Below are 20,003 nucleotides of genomic sequence, written 5' to 3'. Positions count from 1 at the left end.
GACTACAGCATGAAGAAGGCAATCGTCACCGGCCACACCCGCGGCCTCGGGGCCGCGATCGCGGCCGAACTGCATGGGCGCGGCATCGCCGTGCTGGGCCTGGCGCGCGGACGCGCGCGACTGGCCGGGATCGAACAGGTCGAAGTCGACATGGCCGACTCCAGCGCCCTGGCGGCCTGGCTCGCGGGCGACATGCTGCGCGACTTTCTCCAGGACGCGGATGATGCGCTATTGGTGAACAACGCCGGCGTCGTCACGCCGGTCGGCCCGCTTGCCGCGCAAGACCCGACGGAAGTGCTGCGTGCCGTCGCGCTCAACGTCGGCGCGCCGCTGGCGCTGGCTGCCGCCTTCGTGCGGGCCGCGCCGACCGCCCAGCGGCGCATCCTGCACGTGTCGAGCGGGGCGGCGCGCAATGCCTATCCCGGCTGGGCCGTGTATTGCGCGACCAAGGCCGCGCTAGACCAGCATGCGCGCGCCGTGCTCCTCGACGGCGACGTGCGCGTGCGCGCCTGCAGCCTGGCGCCGGGCGTGATCGATACCGATATGCAGGCCGCGATCCGCGCCACGCCGGATGCCGATTTCCCGATGCGCGAACGCTTCGTCGCGCTGAAGGAGGGCGGCGCGCTCGATTCGCCCGAGGCGTGCGCCAGGAAACTGGTCGACTACCTGCTGGCGCCCGGTTTCGGCAGCGAACCGGTGGACGACTTGCGCACGTAGTCGACAGCATGGTTGACAGTCATGCGACACTTGTCGCATGATTGCGGCTATCGTCGCATTCCGGAGTGTTGTCCATGGCCGTCCCCTCGATTTCCGAACTGAGCCTGCTGAAGGCCCTGTGGCGCCGGCAGCCCCTGAGCGCCCGCGAAATCCATGACGCCGTGGTCGAGGAGCTGGCGTGGTCGTATTCGTCGACCCGCAAGACGCTCGAGCGCATGCTCGAGAAGAACATGGTGCGCCAGGAACTGCGCCATGGCGTGCAGGTGTACGAGGCGGTGAGCGACAAGGTCGACACCCTGGCCGCCTTCGCCCACGACTTCGGCCGGCGCGTGATGGAAATCGATACGCCGCTGCCGGTCAATATGTTCACCGGCAGCAAGCTGGTCGACAATGCGGAGCTGGCCCGCCTGGAGCAGCTTCTCAACGACTGGCCCGATGACAAGGATGGCGCCCCATGAACGCGCTCGACCAGCTCGCCATCCGCTTCCTGTTCGCCGGCGCCGGCTGCCTGGCGGCGGGACTGGCGGTATGGGGCGCGACATGGCTGGCGCGGCGCGCGCTGCCGGCGCTCGCCATGCAGCGCTCGCCCTGGCTGCTGGGTCAAGTCGCGATCGCGGCCACCTTCCTGCTGCTGCTCGCGCCTCCGGCGCAGCAGGCGCCGATGCATCCGGTGTTCGAAGTCGACGTGGGCGCCGCGGCGGCAAGCCTGCCCGCCGCGCTGGCGCCGCCCGGCCTCGCCGTCGGCGTGCCGGCCTCCATCGCAGGTGAACGTTCCTGGCTGGCATGGCTGGCCTGGGCCTGGGTGGCGGTCTATGCCTGCGGCCTCGCCTGGATGCTCGGCCGGCTGTGGCGCGGCCAGCGGATCGTGCAGCGCCTGCTGCGATGCGGCGCGCCCCAGGCGCATCCGGCGCACCCCGCCGTCATCGAAGTCGACGCCCCGATTCCGCCCATGCTGGTCGGCCCCTTCAAGCCGCGCCTGCTGCTGCCGCGTGGGCTGCGCGACATCGACCCGCTGCAGCGCGAGCTGATCGTGGCCCACGAACTGACGCACTGGCGCCGCGGCGACCTGTGGTGGCTGGCGGTGGGCGCCGCGCTGCAGGCGCTGTGCTGGTTCAATCCCGCCATGCGCCTGCTGCGCGACAAACTCGCCTGGGCGCAGGAACTCGGCTGCGATCGCGACGTGCTGCGCGGCCGGCCGCAGTCTGAACGTCGCGCTTACGCAGCCGCGCTGCTCGCACAGCTGCGCATGCAGCACCATGTCGTGCATGGGGCGCTGGCATTCGGCGGCGTGAGTCCCGATACGCTGGCGGCCCGCGTTGAACTGATCCGTGCTCCCGGCGCCGCGCGGCACGCGGCCTGGGCGCGCGGCGCGGGACTCGCGATCCTGGCGCTGGCTTTCGGCGGCAACCTGGCGCTGCAGCCCGCGCTGGCCTGGAGCAATCCGCCGGTCAGGCTCGATTGCACCCTGATGCTCGACGCCGCGAGCGGCGCGCGCCTGGTCGAAGAGGGCGATTGCGACGTGCGCGCCACCCCGGCCTCCACTTTCAATATCGCCGTCAGCCTGCTCGGCTATGACGCCGGCATCCTGGTCGACGCCCACACGCCGGCGCTGCCGTTCAAGCCGGGCTATACCGACTGGCTGCCGGCCTGGCGCGCCACCACCGACCCGACGAGCTGGATCCGCAACTCGACCGTGTGGTACGCGCAGCAGGTCACGGCGCGCCTCGGGCTCGATGGCTTGCAATGGTATGTGCAGCGCTTCGACTACGGCAACCAGGACCTGTCGGGCGGCGTGACCGATGCCTGGATCGGTTCCTCGCTGCAGATCTCGGCGCGGGAGCAGGCGGCCTTCCTGCGCAAGGTCGTCAACCGCGAACTGGGTCTGAATCCGCACGCGTACGACATGACGGAGACACTGTTGCGCCTGCCCGCGCTGCCGAACGGCTGGGACGTGTACGCCAAGACCGGCACCGCGGTGCTGGAGCAGCCCAAGGGCGCGCAAGATCCGCCGCGCTCCTACGGTTGGTTCGTCGGCTGGGCGCGCAGGGATGGCCGCACGATCGTCTTCGCGCGCTTGACCCTCGACCGCCAGCACCCCGATCGCGCGGCCGGACCGCGATTGAAAGAAGCCTTCCTGCGCGAGCTGCCGTCAAGGCTGGACGCGCTCTAAACCCACCCTGAGGAACCCTTCATGAAGATCACAAGCCTGGCATTGGCCGCGGCTGGACTCGTCACGTGCATGCCCTTCGCATCCGCCAGCGACTGGAACACGCCGCAGGAACCGTTCGCCCTGTCCGGCGACAGCTATTACGTCGGCACTCGAGGCCTGAGTTCGGTCCTGATCACGTCGAACGCGGGCCACATCCTGATCGACGGCGCCAGTCCGGAGGCGGCAAGCCAGATCGCGGCCAATGTCCGCAAGCTCGGTTTCAAGGTCGAGGACATCCGCATCATCCTCAATTCGCACGAGCACGTCGACCACGCCGGCGGGATCGCCGAGCTGCAGCGGCTGTCCGGCGCCGAGGTCAGGGCCACGCCCGCCGCCGCGCCGGTCCTGCGCACCGGCAAGGCCAGTCGCGGCGATCCGCAATATGCCGATCTGCCGGAGATGGCGCCGGTGGCCAGGGTCGGCATCGTGCGCGACGGCGAGACGTTCAAGGTCGGCGCGCTGGCCGTCACCCTGCATGCGACGCCCGGCCACACGCAGGGCGGCTCGACCTGGACCTGGACCTCGGGCGATGGCGGCAAGCGGGTGAACATGGTGTACGCCGACAGCCTGAACGCCATCGGCGCCGGGGCGTTCCGCTACAGCGGCGATCCGGCCTATCCGAACGCACGCGGCGACATCGAGCGCTCGATCGCCAAGGTCGCGGCGCTGCCTTGCGACGTGCTGGTGTCAAGCCACCCGGAAGGCAGCGACTTGTGGCAGCGCCACGCGCGCCGCGCCATGCTCGGCAACGCGGCCTTCGTCGACAAGGGCGCCTGTCGCGCCTATGCCGACAAGGGCCGCGCGCGGCTGCAAAAAACGCTGGCAGAGGAAGCCAGGATGCCGGCCATCGTCTGGCGTGACGATGCGAAGATCGCCGAGATGTTCGACAAGGCGGGCGTGACCGGCACCTTCGTCGTGCACGACGTCGCCACTGGCGAATACGTGGGCCACGACCGCCAGCGCGCCGCCATCCGCTACGTCCCGGCGTCGACCTACAAGATCCCCAATTCGCTGATCGGCCTGGCCACCGGCGCCGTCTCCAGCGTCGACGAAGTGCTGCCGTACGGCGGCGGGCCGACCTATCTGCCGCAATGGGCCAGGGACATGCCGCTGCGCGAGGCGATCAGGATATCGAACGTCCCGGTGTACAAGGAGCTGGCGCGCCGCATCGGCATGCCGCGCATGCGCGAAGGCCTGCGCCGGCTCGATTACGGCAATATGGATGCCGGGTCCGTCATCGATGCCTTCTGGCTGGATGGGCCGTTGAAGATCAGCGCGCTCGAACAGACCCGCTTTCTGGGCCGGCTGGCGCAAGGCAAGCTGCCGTTCCCGAAAGCCGCGATGGCGGCGGTGCGCGAGATCGTGCGCCAGGACGATCACGCCAATCTGTACGCCAAGACCGGATGGTACATGCCGGACGACCGCAAGAACCAGATCGGCTGGTGGGTGGGCTGGGTCGAGAAGGACGGCAAGGTGTATGCGTTCGCGCTGAACGTCGACATCACCGACGATACGGTTGGCGCCAAGCGGGCGCCGCTCGGGAAGGCGGCTTTGCAGTCGTTGGGATTGTTATAGACCTTCTTACACACATATCGCGGCGTACATGTCGTGCCATGTTGGGTTGGTGGACTGGATCAGATTGATCTTCCAGGCCCGGTTCCAGCGCTTGAGCTGTTTTTCGCGAACGATCGCTTGGGTGATGTCGGTGTGGGTTTCGTACCAGACGAGGCGTTTGACGCCGTGTTTGCTGGTGAAGCTCGGGACGACAGCTTCCTTGTGTTGCCAGACGCGCTTGATCAAGTCGGAGGTGACGCCGATGTAGAGAGTGCCGTAAGGGCGGCTGGCCAGGATATAGACGTAGGAGGATTTGTCCATGCCGGCCAGTTTGGGTGTCTGGCCTTGGTGTGCGTTTGTGGTGGGTCAAATGAGCTTGGGTTCCCGCCTTCGCGGGAACGACGTGTTTGGGGACGTTGCCGAAGTCGTGCTGTTGATGCATTGCGATCAGCACCAACGTCGTTCCCGCGAAGGCGGGAACCCAAGTCAGCCCGCACACCACCACCTCCCGCCAACGACCACCCAAGCCATCACGCCACGCGCCCGATCATCCCGAACCCGTGCCGCTCCCGCGCCCCATTGCACTTGCCATCCCCGATCTGCACCTCCCGGCACGCGGACGGCCGCTGCGCATACACCCCGCAGGCCATCGGCCCGGCATCGCCGGTCCCCAGTGCGACGCAGTACGGGCGCGCCGCATTCGTGCCTTTCATGCATGCGATATGCGGCGTGACCTGTTCGGTCATGGCGTCGGGCAGGCCGAGGTCGAGGGCTTCGGCCCAGTAGAAGGACACGCGGTAGCTCTTGCAACACGCTCCGCAGCTCAGGCAGGGAAGGACGTCGTCGGCGCTCATGGTGGCCAATTCTAGCGCGGACGCGGGACGAAAAAAAGCCGCCCGAAGGCGGCTTCCCGATTGGTTTGAAACCGGCTGCGAAGCCGGCTGTGAAGCCGGTTCGGTCGACCTTTATTGCCCGCGTTTCGCGCGCGCCTTGGCCGCGATCCGCATGCGCAGTGCGTTCAGCTTGATGAAACCGCCCGCATCCGCCTGGTTGTAGGCGCCGCCGTCTTCGTCGAAGGTGGCGATGTTCATGTCGAACAGCGAGTCGGTCTTCGAATCGCGCGACACGACGATCACATTGCCCTTGTACAGCTTGATGCGCACCCAGCCGTTGACGGTCTGCTGGGTGTGGTCGATCAGGGTCTGCAGCGCGACGCGCTCCGGCGCCCACCAGTAGCCGTTATAGATCAGCGAAGCGTAGCGCGGCATCAGGTCGTCCTTCAGGTGCGCCACTTCGCGGTCCAGCGTGATCGATTCGATCGCGCGGTGCGCGCGCAGCATGATGGTGCCGCCCGGGGTTTCGTAGCAGCCGCGCGACTTCATGCCGACGTAACGGTTTTCCACCAGGTCGAGGCGGCCGATGCCGTGCTTGCCGCCCAGGCGGTTCAGCTCGGTCAGGACGGCGGCCGGCGACAGGCGCTTGCCGTTCAGGCCGACGATGTCGCCCTTTTCGTATTCGATGTCCAGGTACTCGGCTTCGTCCGGCGCCTGCTCGGGCGACACGGTCCAGCGCCACATCGATTCCTCGGCTTCGGCGCTCGGGTTTTCCAGGTGGCGGCCTTCGAACGAGATGTGCAGCAGGTTGGCGTCCATCGAGTACGGCGCGCCGCCGTTCTTGTGCTTCATGTCGACCGCGATGCCGGCGTCTTCCGCGTACTTCAGCAGCTTTTCGCGCGACAGCAGGTCCCATTCGCGCCATGGGGCGATGATCTTGACGTCGGGTTTCAGCGCATAGGCGCCCAGCTCGAAGCGCACCTGGTCGTTGCCCTTGCCGGTCGCGCCGTGCGAGACGGCGTCGGCGCCGGTCTCGTTGGCGATCTCGATCAGGCGCTTGGCGATCAGCGGACGCGCGATCGAGGTGCCCAGCAGGTATTCGCCTTCGTACACGGTGTTGGCGCGGAACATCGGGAACACGAAGTCGCGCACGAACTCCTCGCGCACATCGTCGATGTAGATGTTTTCTGGCTTGATGCCGAACTTCAGCGCCTTGGCGCGCGCCGGTTCCAGTTCCTCACCTTGGCCGAGGTCGGCGGTAAAGGTGACGATTTCGCAGTTGTAATTGTCCTGCAGCCATTTCAGGATGACGGAGGTATCGAGACCGCCGGAGTAGGCAAGGACTACTTTCTTGATGTCGCTCATGGGAGTTCCAGTGATGGAGGGATGGTAGAGGAGAGATGGTCAGCTGGCGCACAGGTTCACCGCCCGGGAGGGCGATGAATGGCCAACGATCAAGCTTCAGTGGGTGAAAAAATCAATTATCTTCGATACGACCGAGCAGCAGGTACTCGATCAGGGCTTTTTGCACGTGCAGGCGGTTCTCGGCTTCGTCCCAGACCACCGACTGCGGGCCGTCGATAACGCCGGCCGAGACTTCCTCGCCGCGGTGCGCGGGCAGGCAGTGCATGAACAGGGCGTCGTCGGTCGCGCGCGCCATCTTGGCCTCGTCGACGATAAAGCCGTCGAACGCCTTCAGTCGTTCTGCGTTTTCCTTCTCGTAACCCATGCTGGTCCAGACGTCGGTCGTCACCAGATGCGCGCCTTCGCAGGCGTCGGAAGGGTTGTCGAACAGGGTGTAACGCTTGGTCGACACCAGGCTCGGATCCAGCTCGTAACCCTTCGGCGTCGAGACGTTCAGGTGGAAGCCGAACACCTCGGCCGCCTGCAGCCACGAGTACAGCATATTGTTGGCGTCGCCGATCCAGGCCACGGTCTTTCCGGCGATCGAGCCGCGGTGTTCCCAGAAGGTGAACACGTCGGCCAGCACCTGGCAGGGATGGTGTTCGTTGGTGAGACCATTGATGACCGGGACCCGCGAATTGGCGGCGAAGCGTTCGATGATGTCCTGGCCGAAGGTGCGCACCATGATGATGTCGCACATGCGGCTCATCACCTGGCCGGCGTCTTCGACCGGCTCGCCGCGGCCCAGCTGGCTGTCGCGGGTGTTCAGGTAGATGGCGGCGCCGCCCAGCTGGTGCATGCCGGCCTCGAACGAGAGGCGGGTGCGGGTCGAGCTCTTTTCGAACACCATCACCAGGGTGCGGTCGACCAGCGGATGATAGACCTCGTAGGCCTTGAACTTGCGCTTGATGATCGCCGCGCGCTTGATGACGTATTCGAACTCGTCGCGCGTGAAGTCGGAGAATTGCAGGAAGTGCTTGATCGGAGTGGTGCCTGGCATAGTGGGGTCTACTCGAATGTTGTCCCTTGAATTATAAGGGGTTTTTCTTTCCGTTAGGGAAAGTATAGTCTTCAGTACCTGGTCTTTAATACAGGGTCTGTGCCGATTCGTGTAACAGCTGCGCATACAGCTCGTGGCGCATGCGCGCGATCTTGCCGTCGGCGACCGCATCCAGCACGGCGCACTGCGGTTCGGCCAGGTGGCGGCAGTTATAGTACTTGCAGCCGCCCAGATAAGGCTTGAACTCGACGAAGGCGCGTTCCAGCATGCCTTCGGTCAGGTGGTACAGGCCGAATTCCTGGAAGCCGGGCGAATCGATGATCGTGGACGCCTTCCCATCCGCGCCGGGCAGCCGGTACAGGCGCGTGAAGGTGGTGGTGTGCTTGCCGGTGTCGAGCGCGGCCGAGATTTCGCGCACCGCGATATCGGCGTCCGGCACCAAGAGGTTGATCATCGACGACTTGCCCATGCCGGACTGGCCGATGAAGATCGACGAGTGGCCTTCGAGCAGCGGCGCCAGGGTCGCCACGGTCTGTTCGGGCTGCCCGGTGGCCGATACCTCGTGCACCGGATAGCCCAGCGCGGCATACGGCGCGACGCGCTCGCGTGCGCGCGGCAGCAGGTCTTCGACGTCGGTCTTGTTCAGGATGAGGTGGGCCTCGATGCCGGCCGCCTCGCAGGCGACCAGCGCGCGCGAGACCAGGTCGTCGGTGAAGCCCGGCTCGGTGGCGACGACGATGAACAGGCGCGAGATGTTCGCCGCCAGCAGCTTCGATTTGTATTGGTCGGAGCGGTAGAGCAGGGTGGTGCGCTCGGCGATCTTTTCGATCACGGCCTGGTCGGCGGAGGTGCGCTTCAGGTGCACCACGTCGCCCACGGCGACGTTGGTCTTCTTGCCGCGCGTGACGCATTGCAGCTTTTCGCCGTCCACGTCGGCCAGGTAGTGGCGGCCGTGGGCCGCGATGATGGTGCCTGTCAGAGGGGTAACTAAGTCGCTCATGCGCTGGTCATTTCAGGGTAAAGCGCATTCACTTTCGCGGCGCAGATAAAATCGTTTTCGGTCAGGGCGCCGCCGGCCGAGTGGGTGCTCCAGGTGACGCGGCAGGTCGCATGGCCGACCGTCAGCTCCGGATGGTGGTCCTGCGTTTCGGCGACCAGCGCCACCGCGTTCACGAAGGCGATGGTGGCGCGGTAGTCCGGCAAGCGGAATTCGCGCGACAGGATGCCGTCGATCGCGGTCCAGCCGGGCACGTCGTTCAGCAAGGCGTCGATCACCCACGGATCGAGCGCCCTGGCGTTGCGGATGCAGTCGCGATGCTCCAGCTTCATGCGCCCGCCAGCGTCAGGTGTTTCACGCGCACCGAGGCCGGCGGATGCGAATCGTAGAAGGCCGAGTGCAGCGGGTCCGGGGTAAGCGTGGAGGCGTTGTCCTCGTACATCTTGACCAGGGCCGACACCAGGTGGCGACCGTCGGTATGCCGGGCCGCGAAGGCGTCGGCTTCGAACTCGTGCTTGCGCGAGGTGATCGAGGACAGCGGCGCCAGCGGGAAGGTGAACACCGGCAGCACCAATATGAACAGGATCAGGGCCATGCCGTCGTTGGAGGCGTTCATGAAGGGCAGCACGCCCAGGCCCGTATAGAACCAGGCCTGGCCTTTCAGGTAGCCGAGCAGGGCCAGGAAGGCCAGCGACATGGCGAACATCACGGCGACGCGCTTGACGATGTGGCGCAGCTTGAAGTGGCCCAGTTCGTGCGCCAGCACGGCCTCGATCTCTTGCGGCTCGAGACGCGATAGCAGGGTGTCGAAGAACACGATGCGCTTGGCGCGGCCGAAGCCCGAGAAATAGGCGTTGCCGTGGGCGCTGCGCTTGCTGCCGTCCATCACGAACAGGCCGCGCGACGCGAAGCCGACGCGCGCCATCAGGCCTTCGATGCGCTGCTTGAGGCTGGCGTCTTCGAGCGGGGTGAACTTGTTGAACATCGGCGCGATCACGCTCGGGTAGATCGCAATCATGAGCAGCTGGAACCCGCTCCACACCAGCCAGGTATAGAACCACCACAGGTCGCCCGACTTGTCCATCAGGGTGAGCACGACCCACAGCAGCGGCAGGCCGATGACGGCGCCGACGATCGAGCTCTTGATCAGGTCGCTGAACCACAGGCCGGGCGTCATCTTGTTGAAGCCGAAGCGCTGCTCGAGCACGAACTGGCGGTACCAGTCCAGCGGCAGGTCGAGCAGACTGGAGATGACGCCGAAGGCCACCACCAGCGCCAGCTGATGCCACAGTCCAGGCCCGGTGAGGGGCAACAGGGCCAGCGACAGCAGCTGCAGGCCGCCCAGCAGGGTGAAGCCGATCAGGACCGCGCCGCCCCACAGCATGCCCACCAGGCCGAGGCGGGTCTTGGCGACGGTATAGTCGGCCGCTTTCTGGTGCGCCGCCAGCGGCACCTTTGGTGCAAACTCGGCCGGCACGCTGGCGCGATGGCGCGCGATGTGCCGGATATGGCGCGCGGCCAGCCAGGTGCGCAGCACCATGGTCAGCACGAAGAAAACGACGAACAAAACTGAAAACCCGAATGAAGACATTCTGTGCCTGTGAGAAAATGCAGGATTAGGTAAAACACGACTAGGCAAAGAGAGAATTATGTCACAAGCTACACCAACCACCGAGTCCGCCGCAGTGCCGCGTCAAAACGAGTTCAACCTGGTCTGGGTGGACATGGAAATGACCGGCCTGGACCCGGACAATGACCGCATCATCGAAGTGGCGGTGATCGTCACCGACCCCGAGCTGAACATCATCGCCGAGGGCCCGGTGTTCGCCATCCACCAGTCGGACGAGACGCTGGACAAGATGGACAACTGGAACAAGGGCACCCACGGCAAGTCGGGCCTGATCGACCGCGTGAAGGCATCGACCGTCAGCGAAGCCCAGGCCGAGCAGGAACTGATCGCCTTCCTCAAGCAATATGTGCCGTCGAACAAGTCGCCGATGTGCGGCAACTCGATCTGCCAGGATCGGCGCTTCATGGCGCGCGGCATGCCGAAGCTCGAAGCCTTCTTCCACTACCGTAACCTGGACGTGTCGACCCTGAAGGAACTGTGCCGCCGCTGGAAGCCCGAGGTTGCCACCGGCTTCAAGAAGCACCAGAAGCACACGGCCCTGGCCGACATCACCGAGTCGATCGAAGAACTGCGCTATTACCGCGAGCATTTCATCCAGAAATGATCCGGTAAAAGCAGTACAAAAAACGCTCAGTATTGACAAGAAGGTATGCGAGAATGGCCGGTATGGTTCCGTTCACGCATACCGCCTTCCTTGGTGACAGCCAGACGGCCGCGCGCTTGCGCGACCACGACTGGACTGCTTCACCGCTCGGCCCGCCAGAGGGCTGGCCGCCGTCCCTGCGGATGGCGGTCGACATGATGCTGCACTCATCGTTCCCCACGTTTATCGCCTGGGGACCGCAGCTGGCCTTCCTGCACAACGACGCCTATATTCCGATCCTCGGCGAGCGCCATCCAGCCGTGCCAGCCGTGCCGTTTGCGCAGCTGTGGGCCGAAGTCATGCCCGAACTGTCGCACCTGATCGAGCGCACGCTGGCGGGCAATTCGGTCTTTCTCCAGGACATGGAGCTCAATCTCCTGCGTAACGGCTACCCTGAGCGCGCCTGGTTCACGTTTTCGTATGCGCCGCTGCACGACGCCCGTGGCGAGGTCGCAGGGCTGACCTGCACCGTCATGGAAACCACCGGCCATGTGCTGGCCGCGCGACGGGCGGCGTTCCAGCTGAAAGTATCGGACGCGCTCGCGCCGCTGGACGACCCGGGCGAAGTCATCGCGACCGCAAGCGCCTTGCTGGGCGTGGAGCTCGGCGCCGGCCGCGTGCTGTATGCCGAGATCGATCCGCTCAGTGGACGCCTCGAGGTGCCACGATTGTGGACGGCTGCGGGTGCGGTGCGGCCGGCGTCGGGGTTGCCGCTCTCCGACTTCAGCCCCGCCATCGTTGCCGAGCTGGGCGGCGGAGCGGTGGTACGGATCCACGATGCCGCCAACGATCCACGCACTGCGGACTTGCGCGCCAGCGGCATCGACGAGCGGATCGGCGCCGTGCTGGTGGTGCCGATCGTGAAATCGGGCCGTCTGACTGCCTGTCTTGGCGTCGATACGCCGACGCCGCGCTCCTGGAGCGAGTACGACGTCCAGCTCGCGCGCGACGTGGCCGAGCGCACCTGGGCCGCGGCCGAGACCGCGCGCGCCCAGGCGCTGCTGCGCGAAGAGCGCGACCGCAGCCGCGACATCTTCGACAATATCTCCGAAGGCTTCGCCCTGTTCGACCGCAACTGGATCATGCAGCGCATGAACGCCGAAGGCCTGCGCATCTGCGCCGTCACGCGCGAGGAAGTCATCGGCCGCAACCACTGGGAAGTGTTCACCGCCATGACCGACAGCGAGGCCGGCCGCATGTACCACCGCGTGATGGACACGCGCCGCGCCGGCGCCGCCGAGCAGTGCCACGTGTTCCCCGACGGGCGCCGCATCTGGACCGACATCCGCGCCTATCCGACCCAGGACGGCGGCATCGCCAGCTTCTTCCGCGACATCACCGACCGCAAGCTGGCCGAAGAAAAACTGATGGACGCCGACCGCCGCAAGGACGAATTCCTGGCCATGCTGGCGCACGAGCTGCGCAACCCGCTGGCGCCGATCAGCGCCGCCGCCGAGCTGCTCCGGCTGGGCAATATGGACGAGCGCCGGGTGCACCAGAGCAGCACCATCATCGGACGCCAGGTGCGCCACATGACGCGCCTGGTGGACGACCTGCTCGACGTGTCGCGCGTCACGCGCGGCCTGATCACCCTGGGCCAGGCGCGGGTGGCGGCGCGCGCCGTCGTCGAAGAGGCGGTGGAGCAGGTGCGGCCGACGATCGACGCGCGCTCGCAGCAGCTCGGCGTGCGCCTGCCGCCCGAACACGCGGCGGTGCGCGGCGACAAGGCGCGCCTGGTGCAGGTGGTGGCAAATGTGCTGGGCAACGCCGCCAAGTACACGCCGCCGGGGCGCGGCGTCGACCTGCGCGCCGAAGTGCTGGGCACGCGCCTGGTGCTGAGCGTGCGCGACGAGGGCATCGGCATGGACCGCGAGCTCACCGGCCGCGTGTTCGACCTGTTCACCCAGGCCGAGCGCTCGTCCGACCGCTCCCAGGGCGGCCTTGGGTTGGGCCTGGCCCTGGTCAAGCACCTGGTCGAGCTGCACGGCGGCACGGTGGGCTGTTCCAGCCCGGGCCTGGGCAAGGGCAGCACCTTCGTGATCAGCCTGCCGCTGCTGCAGGAAGAAGAAACGCTGGTTCCCGCGCCGGACGCTGCTTGTCCGGCCGGCGCCGCGCCCTTGCGCATCCTGGTGGTGGACGACAACCACGACGCTGCCGAGACGCTGGGCCTGCTGCTGTCGGCCCAGGGCCACGAGGTGGCGATCGAGCACGGCTCGCTGCCGGCGCTCGAGCGTGCGCGCGGCATGCGGCCCGACGTCTGCCTGCTCGACATCGGCTTGCCGGAGATGGATGGGCGCGAACTGGCGCGGCGGCTGAAGGCCGATCCGGCGACGGGCGGCGCGGTCCTGATCGCCGTCACCGGCTATGGCCAGCAGCAGGATCGCGATGCCGCGCTGGCCGCGGGCTTCGCGCATCACCTGGTCAAGCCGGTCAATGTCGACGTGTTGTTGCGCGTGCTCGATGGTGCACGCGGCGGCGCAGGGGAGGCGGAAGCAGGGGCAGGAGTCACCCAGGACCCGGACCAGCAAACCGTCGCACCCGCGTAGGCGGGTGCCCAAGTTCATGGAGTGGCTACAAAAATAAACCCGTTTTCACGGAGGAGACCCGATGCAGAGAAAACCACGCTTCATCGCAAGAACGCTGGCACTTGCAGTCCTCGGCGCCATCAGCCTGTCCGCTCATGCCGCCAACCCGATCGTCCCCGGCTGGTACGCCGACCCCGAAATCCGCATCTACGGCAACAAGTACTGGATCTACCCCACCTATTCGGACCACGACGGCACGCCGCGCACCTCGCGCGGATTCACCCCCGAGCAGCAAGCCATGCGCGCCAAGTCCGACCTGATCTGGGAACCCTACCTGAAGCAGACCTTCCTCGACGCCTTCTCGTCGACCGACCTGGTCAACTGGACCAAGCACACTCACGTGCTCGACGTCGAGAACGTCGCGTGGGCGGCGTATGCGGTGTGGGCGCCATCCGCCATCGAGCACAACGGCAAGTACTACCTGTTCTTCGGCGCCAACGACATCAAGGCCAATGGCCAGCTGGGCGGCATCGGCGTCGCGGTCAGCGACCGTCCCGAAGGCCCGTTCAAGGATGCGCTCGGCCGCCCGCTGATCGACAAGATCCACAACGGCGCCCAGCCGATCGACCAGATGGTGTTCAAGGACGACGACGGCCAGGTGTATATGTATTACGGCGGCTGGAAGCACGCCAACGTCGTCAAGCTGGCGCCGGACCTGCTGAGCGTTTTGCCGTTCCCGGACGGGACCACCTACAAGGAAATCACGCCCGACCCGGCCTATGTGGAGGGTTCGTTCATGGCAAAGCGTAATGGCGTGTACTACTTCATGTGGTCGGAAGGAGGGTGGACGGGGCCGGATTATCGCGTTGCGTATGCCATGAGCAAGTCGCCGTTTGGGCCGTTCAAGCGCATTGGGACCATCCTGCAGCAGGATACGACCATTGCTAATGGGGCGGGGCATCATTCGGTGGCCAATATTCCTGGCACCGACGACTGGGTTATTGTCTATCACCGGCGGCCGTTGAACGACAAGGATGGGCATCATCGTGAGATGGCCATTGAGCATTTGTACTTCAATGCGGATGGCACAATCAAGCCGGTGGTGATGACTACCAAGGGCGTGGAGCCGCGGCAGATTCGTCCCGGCAGATGAAGATGTCGAACGGCTGACGAGACCGCTCGGCGCTTTGGACGAAGGTGAGGAGGAGGTCTCTTATTATTGCTCGAAAAAAGAGGATTGAGAAAAGGTATCTCTTTACCTCTGCAGGATTTTGGCTGTGATTACCGCGGGGTCGTTAGAGTAGCCTTCGCTAGAAAATTTTTGCACACGTAGCTTCACATCTTCCGGGGTCCAGAATTCCCATTGGCGTTGGATGAAGTGCTCTCGTAACTTATCGATGTCTCCCTTGCGCCCATTGCCGGCAATAAGGCCTAATCGAATTTGAAAAGCTGGAGTAATCATGCCGAGTCTAAGCAGATCCTCATGTAGTTGTTCGAAAACGATATCGCGATATCGCTTACACGTAAAGAGCTTGTAACGTCCGGTTGGCACTGCATGATCTGCTGCCAGGTCAGCAAGTGCGACTCCGGCTGAGTCGAAGAACGATTTTACCTCGAACGCAATTACCGTCGACTTTGGCACGTTCAGAGCTAAAAGGTCAATTTCAGGCCGGGGGATTGACCACTTCGAATTATCAATACGGCGCTTTTGCTCTGGCGATAGCTGCACTTTGAACGACTGAAAAACCCAGTAGCCGTCTCGTTCTAACAGGGTCTTGGCGATATTCTCAAAATGATCCATTGTATTTATTCCAGTAGTAGAGCGATCTCCAACAGGCATAGCAAGCAGCGTTAAGATACGAAGTATTTGGCAGGCTGCATTTCTGGGTGGCGTTGGCCTCTCGAGCATGATACTGAAAGGCTCATGGTTGCCTAACTTATTGCCATATGCCAGGGCTTGTTCTTGGCCAAATAGCAGACGTTCCAGGAGAGTACGAGATCGTTGCTGTCAAAGCAACCTTGAGTCTCTCGTAGATCACTTGCACTGTTTTTGAATGGATCTGCACCGATTTCGTGCAAATGTGCTGTAATGACGCTCTCTGCGCTTAACCTTGGTGCAATGCCATCCTTTCTTCTATCCATCCTCCGGCGGCCGCACCCGGTCGCCTTGCCACCGATCGGCCAGGCGCGGGCCGCGTTCGGCGCATTGTTCGGCCTGGCCCTGTCCGGCATCCTGAGCCAGGTCGTGCTGGCCTGGACCGCCCCCGGCGCCCACGTCGCCTGGCTCGTTGCCCCGATGGCGGCCTCCGCCGTATTGCTGTTCTGCGTCCCCGCCAGCCCCCTGGCCCAGCCCTGGCCCGTCATCGGCGGCAATGTCGTCTCGGCCCTGGTCGGCGCTGCCTGCGCCCAGCTGCTGCCCGATCCGATGTTCGCCGCGCCGCTGGCCGGCGGATTGTCGATCGCCATGATGTTCCTGCTGCGCTGCCTGCATCCGCCGGGCGGGGCGGTGGCGATGACGGCGGTGCTGGGCGGGCCGGCGGTGCATGAAGCCGGCCTGTCGTTCGCGCTGGCGCCGGTGGGCCTGAACACCGTGCTGCTGGTGCTGGCGGCGCTGCTGTACAACCGGGTGACAGGCGCCCATCATGCACACAAACCTGTTCCGGCGCCGACCGCCGTGGCGGTCGAGGACATCGACGCCGCGCTGGAGCATTTTGGCGAGGCGGTCGACGTCTCGCGCGAAGACCTGGCCGTCATCGTCAACGATGCCGAGCACCATGCGGCCGAGCGGCGCGTGCGTCACCTGCATGCCGGCGACGTCGTGGTGCCGCCGCTGGCGCGGCTCGAACCCGACATGCCGCTGGCGACGGCGCGCGCCATCCTGCTCGAACATGGCTTGCCGTCGCTGCCGGTGGTGGATGGGGAAGGGCGGCTGCTTGGCGTGCTGACCCTGAAATCCCTGCTGCGGGCGGCGGCCGAGGCCGAAGCGTGGAACATCAAGGCGCGGGCGCTGATCGTGCTGCGCGGCCGCAGGCAAGCCGAGCGGGTGGCCGAGCTGATGATGACCGGGATCGCGGTGCAGGCGGCGCAGCCGGCGAGCGCCGTGGCCGCGCTGGCGGGTCGCCATGGCCTGGCGCGGGTGCCGGTGGTCGATGCGGCGGGCATGCTGGTGGGGATGGCAGGGCCGGTCGAAGTGCTCGACGCCCTGCATGGGGTGGCCTTGGCGACGCAGGGGTGGCGGTTGCGGCGCCGGCGCGACGATTGATGCTTGTTTCGGCGCCGGTGTCGTCTGCGATGATCTCGCTGCCAACGATCACCGCGTCGGCGGCCTGGCCGCCGACCCTACGGGTGAATCAGGCCGATTCCGCCCCGCAGCACTTCTTGTACTTCTTGCCGCTGCCGCAGGGGCAATCGTCGTTGCGACCGACCTTCGGCTCCTCGCGCACCACGGTCTCGACCGCGGCCTTGCGCAGTGGCAGCCAGTAGCGGTACAGGGCCGGCACATTCGCTTCGATCTCCAGCGCCAGGGCGTGGATCTTGTGCGGATTGTCGACCAGGGCCAGTTCCTCCTCTTCGATCTCGTCGGCGCCGAGCAGGTAGATCGGGCGAATGAGTTCGGCCACGTCGGAGGTCCAGATCGGTTCCCAGGAGTCGGCGCGCAGTTCGACGCCTTCCCAGAAGCCCCAGCACCAGGCTTCCGGATCGATCAGGGTCTTGCCTTCGAATTCATGTTCGACGAACAGCGGCTCGAACTCCTTCGGCGAGACTTCGAAGGTGATCAGCACTTCGTTCATGAAGCGCATGATCAGGTTGATGATCTTTTCTTCTTCGCGCTTGTTCTTCCATTTCGGGGCGGCCGCCTCGTCCTGGCCCCAGACCAGCGGCAGCCATTCGGCCGGCATGATGGTTTCCGGACCGATCGCGATCGCGGTCAGGTAGCCGTGCAGGGTGTCCATCGTCATCGCGTCGTCGGAGCAACGGTCGGACAAGAGGAACTGGTCGAGTTCGTCGAATTCTTTTTCGGAGAGGGGCTGTTCGAGATGCATGGGAGTGTCTGGTGACGGCGCCCGGGCGCCGGTTTTGCGTAAAGGCGCCAGTGTAACGCCTGCGCCGCCGGGCGGCAGCAAAAACCTCGATCGGGTATGGCAAACGGCGGGGAGATGGCGCCGCGACGCAACGGCCGCGGCGCCGGGACGGCATCAACGCTTGGCGTTGAACGCCTTGGTCAGCTCGTCGGCCGCGAACTGCTGCGCTTCCTTGGCTTTGGGCACCACCGCGCCCATGCCGAAGAATTCGTGGGTCACGCCCGTGTAGTGACGGTAGTTGACGGCCACGCCTTCTTTCTTGAGGCGGTCGGCGTAGGCCTTGCCCTCGGTCATCAGGGGGTCGATCTCGGCCGTGATCACGGTCGCCGGCGGCAGGCCCTTGAGCGAGGTCGCCTTCAGCGGCAGGGCGTACGGGCTCTTCGGATCGGCGCCGTAGTGCTTGAAGAACCAGCCCATCATCGCCTTGTTGAGCGGCTTGGCGTTGGCATTCTTCTTGTACGACGCATTGTTCATGTCGTTGTCGACCACCGGATACACCAGCAGCTGGTGCACCGGCAGCTGGGCTTTCTGGTCGCGCGCCATCATCGAGACCACGGTCGCCAGGTTGCCGCCGGCCGATTCGCCGGCCACCGCCACGCGGGTCGGGTCGCCATTGAACTGGCTGGCGTTGTCGATTGCCCATTTATAGGCGGCGAAGGCGTCCTCGGGCTGGGTCGGGAACTTGTGTTCAGGCGCCCGGCGGTAATCGGCCGAGACGACGATGGCCTTGGCCCCCTTGGCCAGCGCGCGCACCGACGCTTCATAGACCTTGGTGTCGGCGATCACGAAGCCGCCGCCGTGGTAGTAGACGATGACCGGGAACGGACCCTTGCCCTCAGGGGTGAAGATGTGGACCGGGAAGCTGCCGCCCTTGCCCTGCACCGTCTGCGTCTTCATTGTCACGCCGGGTTCCGGCGCCGTGCTCTGGCCGGCATCCGACAGCACTTTCTTGACCGCGTCGGCGGCGCTCGGCTGCTTGCGCGCTTCTTCCGGGCTCAGGTTCTCGATCGGCTTCGGTTTGAGCGACGCCATGGCGTCGAGCACCTTTTGCATATTCGGCTCGGCCTTCGGCGGCTGGGCGTTCTGGGCGATGGCGGCGCCTGCAGCCATGCCGGCGGCGAGAGCGACGAGGGTCAGGGTCATCTTCTTCATGGTGTTCCAATCAGGTTGGCGCTCCGACGCGGGCTGCGTCTGGATGCGTTTGTTACATGGAACCCCGGAACAACACCGCCGCTCAGTACGCGAACGAACCCAGCCATCCAAAAGCGGGACGATTTCCGCTTCCCCGTGCGCCGCCGTACAATGGGCACATGGAAAAGCCGAACCTCGATACTCCCGAACACCCCTTTGCCCGCCTCGATCCCGCCATGGTGCTCGATGCGCTCGATAGCGTCGGCCTGCACGGCGATGGCCGCCTGCTGGCGCTGAACAGCTACGAGAACCGGGTCTACCAGGCAGGGCGCGAGGAGGGTGCGCCGGTGGTGGTCAAGTTCTATCGGCCGCAGCGCTGGAGCGATGCCGCCATCCTCGAAGAGCATGCTTTTGTCGCCGAGCTGGTGGAGCAGGAGATTCCGGTGGTGCCGGCCCTGGCCATCGGCGGCAAGACCCTGCACGATTTCGAGGGCTTCCGCTTCGCCGTGTTCCCGCGCCGCGGCGGGCGCGCGCCCGAGCTGGGCGACCCGGCGGTGCTGGAATGGACCGGCCGCTTCATCGGCCGCATCCACGCCCAGGGCGCGGTCAAGGCCTATGCGCAGCGGCCGGCGCTCGATCCGGTCACTTTCGGCCGCCAGCCTTATGACTGGCTGCGCAGCCATGATTTCGTCCCGCCCGAGCTGATGGCCGCGTGGTCGAGCGTGGTCGAGCAGGCCCTGGATGGCGTCGCGCGCTGCTACGAGCGGGCCGGCGAGCTGCCGCTGCTGCGCCTGCACGGCGACTGCCACGGCGGCAACGTGCTGTGGACGCCCGACGGCCCCCATTTCGTCGACTTCGACGACAGCCGCATGGGCCCGGCGGTGCAGGACCTGTGGATGCTGCTGTCGGGCGAGCGCCACGAGATGGTGCGCCAGATGAGCGACGTGCTGGCCGGCTACGAGGATTTTTGCGAGTTCCATCCGCGCCAGCTGTACCTGGTCGAAGCCTTGCGCACCCTGCGCCTGATCCATTATGCAGCGTGGCTGGCGATGCGCTGGGACGATCCGGCCTTTCCCGCCGCCTTCCCCTGGTTCAATACCCAGCGCTACTGGCAAAACCGTATCCTGGAGCTGCGCGAGCAGGTGGCGCTGATGGACGAACCGCCCTTGTGGCCGGTGTGATGGCCGAATGGATGAGCTGAGCCAATATTGCCGCCCAGTTCCGCGTAGCGTACTGAACGGATTTACCGGATAATCGAAACGACCGCCGCTATTGAGA

The 20,003-nt window shown here is 65.4% G+C and carries 19 protein-coding genes and 1 pseudogene; 10 read left to right on the top strand and 10 right to left on the bottom strand.

Annotation, left to right across the window (positions count from 1 at the left end; translation table 11 throughout):
• Positions 1 to 9: 9 nt before the first annotated feature.
• From LO55_RS24540 to blaOXA (LO55_RS27410), 5 genes and pseudogenes are all read left to right on the top strand, one after another.
• A complete protein-coding gene (locus LO55_RS24540; RefSeq protein ID WP_071363464.1) occupies positions 10 to 717 on the top strand; it encodes an SDR family oxidoreductase in 708 nt (235 codons plus the stop codon).
• Positions 718 to 791: 74 nt separating this feature from the next.
• A complete protein-coding gene (locus LO55_RS24535) occupies positions 792 to 1,175 on the top strand; it encodes a BlaI/MecI/CopY family transcriptional regulator (RefSeq protein ID WP_071363463.1) in 384 nt (127 codons plus the stop codon).
• Positions 1,172 to 2,887, top strand: coding sequence for a class D beta-lactamase (gene blaOXA, locus LO55_RS26115; protein ID WP_083415551.1), 1,716 nt, complete (start codon positions 1,172 to 1,174; stop codon positions 2,885 to 2,887). Before LO55_RS24535 ends, blaOXA (LO55_RS26115) begins: the two co-directional genes overlap by 4 nt.
• A gap of 21 nt (positions 2,888 to 2,908) precedes the next feature.
• Positions 2,909 to 3,745, top strand: a pseudogene (bla, locus tag LO55_RS27415) (subclass B3 metallo-beta-lactamase); the annotation flags it as partial.
• 18 nt (positions 3,746 to 3,763) lie between these two features.
• Positions 3,764 to 4,501, top strand: a complete 738-nt coding sequence (gene blaOXA / locus LO55_RS27410; RefSeq protein WP_071363960.1) for a class D beta-lactamase — start codon at positions 3,764 to 3,766, stop codon at positions 4,499 to 4,501.
• Positions 4,502 to 4,507: 6 nt separating this feature from the next.
• On the opposite strand, the gene LO55_RS24520 is transcribed toward blaOXA (LO55_RS27410), so the two are convergent.
• From LO55_RS24520 to LO55_RS24490, 7 genes are all read right to left on the bottom strand, one after another.
• A complete protein-coding gene (locus tag LO55_RS24520) occupies positions 4,508 to 4,801 on the bottom strand; it encodes a GIY-YIG nuclease family protein (RefSeq protein WP_071363462.1) in 294 nt (97 codons plus the stop codon).
• A gap of 209 nt (positions 4,802 to 5,010) precedes the next feature.
• Entirely contained in the window at positions 5,011 to 5,334 is a 324-nt protein-coding gene (locus tag LO55_RS24515) for a YkgJ family cysteine cluster protein (RefSeq protein WP_071363461.1), read from the bottom strand.
• Positions 5,335 to 5,445: 111 nt separating this feature from the next.
• A complete protein-coding gene (locus tag LO55_RS24510) occupies positions 5,446 to 6,678 on the bottom strand; it encodes an argininosuccinate synthase (RefSeq protein WP_005669383.1) in 1,233 nt (410 codons plus the stop codon).
• Between the two features lie 112 nt (positions 6,679 to 6,790).
• Entirely contained in the window at positions 6,791 to 7,717 is a 927-nt protein-coding gene (argF, locus tag LO55_RS24505) for an ornithine carbamoyltransferase (protein ID WP_071363460.1), read from the bottom strand.
• A gap of 85 nt (positions 7,718 to 7,802) precedes the next feature.
• Positions 7,803 to 8,717, bottom strand: a complete 915-nt coding sequence (rsgA, locus tag LO55_RS24500) for a ribosome small subunit-dependent GTPase A (RefSeq protein ID WP_071363459.1) — start codon at positions 8,715 to 8,717, stop codon at positions 7,803 to 7,805.
• On the bottom strand, positions 8,714 to 9,046 hold the full coding sequence (locus LO55_RS24495; RefSeq protein ID WP_071363458.1) for a 4a-hydroxytetrahydrobiopterin dehydratase: 333 nt from the start codon (positions 9,044 to 9,046) through the stop codon (positions 8,714 to 8,716). Before LO55_RS24495 ends, rsgA begins: the two co-directional genes overlap by 4 nt.
• Positions 9,043 to 10,305 carry a M48 family metallopeptidase gene (locus tag LO55_RS24490; RefSeq protein WP_071363457.1) on the bottom strand — a complete coding sequence of 421 codons (1,263 nt, stop codon included), beginning with the start codon at positions 10,303 to 10,305 and terminating at the stop codon, positions 9,043 to 9,045. Before LO55_RS24490 ends, LO55_RS24495 begins: the two co-directional genes overlap by 4 nt.
• Before the next feature lie 58 nt (positions 10,306 to 10,363).
• Here LO55_RS24490 and orn point away from each other — a divergent pair, with 58 nt between their 5' ends.
• From orn to LO55_RS24475, 3 genes are all read left to right on the top strand, one after another.
• Positions 10,364 to 10,948, top strand: coding sequence for an oligoribonuclease (orn, locus tag LO55_RS24485; RefSeq protein ID WP_005669391.1), 585 nt, complete (start codon positions 10,364 to 10,366; stop codon positions 10,946 to 10,948).
• A gap of 53 nt (positions 10,949 to 11,001) precedes the next feature.
• Positions 11,002 to 13,533, top strand: a complete 2,532-nt coding sequence (locus tag LO55_RS24480; protein ID WP_229410231.1) for a hybrid sensor histidine kinase/response regulator — start codon at positions 11,002 to 11,004, stop codon at positions 13,531 to 13,533.
• Between the two features lie 61 nt (positions 13,534 to 13,594).
• Complete coding sequence (locus tag LO55_RS24475; RefSeq protein WP_071363455.1) at positions 13,595 to 14,665, top strand: glycoside hydrolase family 43 protein; 1,071 nt, start codon at positions 13,595 to 13,597, stop codon at positions 14,663 to 14,665.
• A 102-nt stretch (positions 14,666 to 14,767) separates the two neighbouring features.
• Here LO55_RS24475 and LO55_RS24470 read toward each other — a convergent pair whose 3' ends face one another.
• The gene (locus LO55_RS24470; RefSeq protein WP_071363454.1) at positions 14,768 to 15,313 is read right to left on the bottom strand and encodes a hypothetical protein; all 546 of its coding nucleotides are present in this window, start codon (positions 15,311 to 15,313) and stop codon (positions 14,768 to 14,770) included.
• Positions 15,314 to 15,679: 366 nt separating this feature from the next.
• Between LO55_RS24470 and LO55_RS24465 the strand changes: the two genes are divergently transcribed.
• Positions 15,680 to 16,774 carry an HPP family protein gene (locus LO55_RS24465; RefSeq protein WP_229410230.1) on the top strand — a complete coding sequence of 365 codons (1,095 nt, stop codon included), beginning with the start codon at positions 15,680 to 15,682 and terminating at the stop codon, positions 16,772 to 16,774.
• 88 nt (positions 16,775 to 16,862) lie between these two features.
• Here the strand turns inward: LO55_RS24465 and LO55_RS24460 are convergent, their stop codons facing one another.
• Both LO55_RS24460 and LO55_RS24455 read right to left on the bottom strand, forming a co-directional pair.
• The gene (locus tag LO55_RS24460; protein ID WP_005669404.1) at positions 16,863 to 17,555 is read right to left on the bottom strand and encodes a UPF0149 family protein; all 693 of its coding nucleotides are present in this window, start codon (positions 17,553 to 17,555) and stop codon (positions 16,863 to 16,865) included.
• A 153-nt stretch (positions 17,556 to 17,708) separates the two neighbouring features.
• Complete coding sequence (locus LO55_RS24455) at positions 17,709 to 18,746, bottom strand: alpha/beta hydrolase (protein ID WP_218145996.1); 1,038 nt, start codon at positions 18,744 to 18,746, stop codon at positions 17,709 to 17,711.
• A gap of 158 nt (positions 18,747 to 18,904) precedes the next feature.
• Between LO55_RS24455 and LO55_RS24450 the strand changes: the two genes are divergently transcribed.
• A complete protein-coding gene (locus LO55_RS24450) occupies positions 18,905 to 19,906 on the top strand; it encodes a serine/threonine protein kinase (protein ID WP_071363452.1) in 1,002 nt (333 codons plus the stop codon).
• The last annotated feature ends 97 nt before the right edge of the window (positions 19,907 to 20,003 follow it).

The organism is Massilia timonae, from assembly GCF_001866515.1.
Classification (GTDB): Bacteria; Pseudomonadota; Gammaproteobacteria; order Burkholderiales; family Burkholderiaceae_D; genus Telluria; species Telluria timonae.
This window is presented reverse-complemented; position numbering and strand designations above follow the sequence as displayed.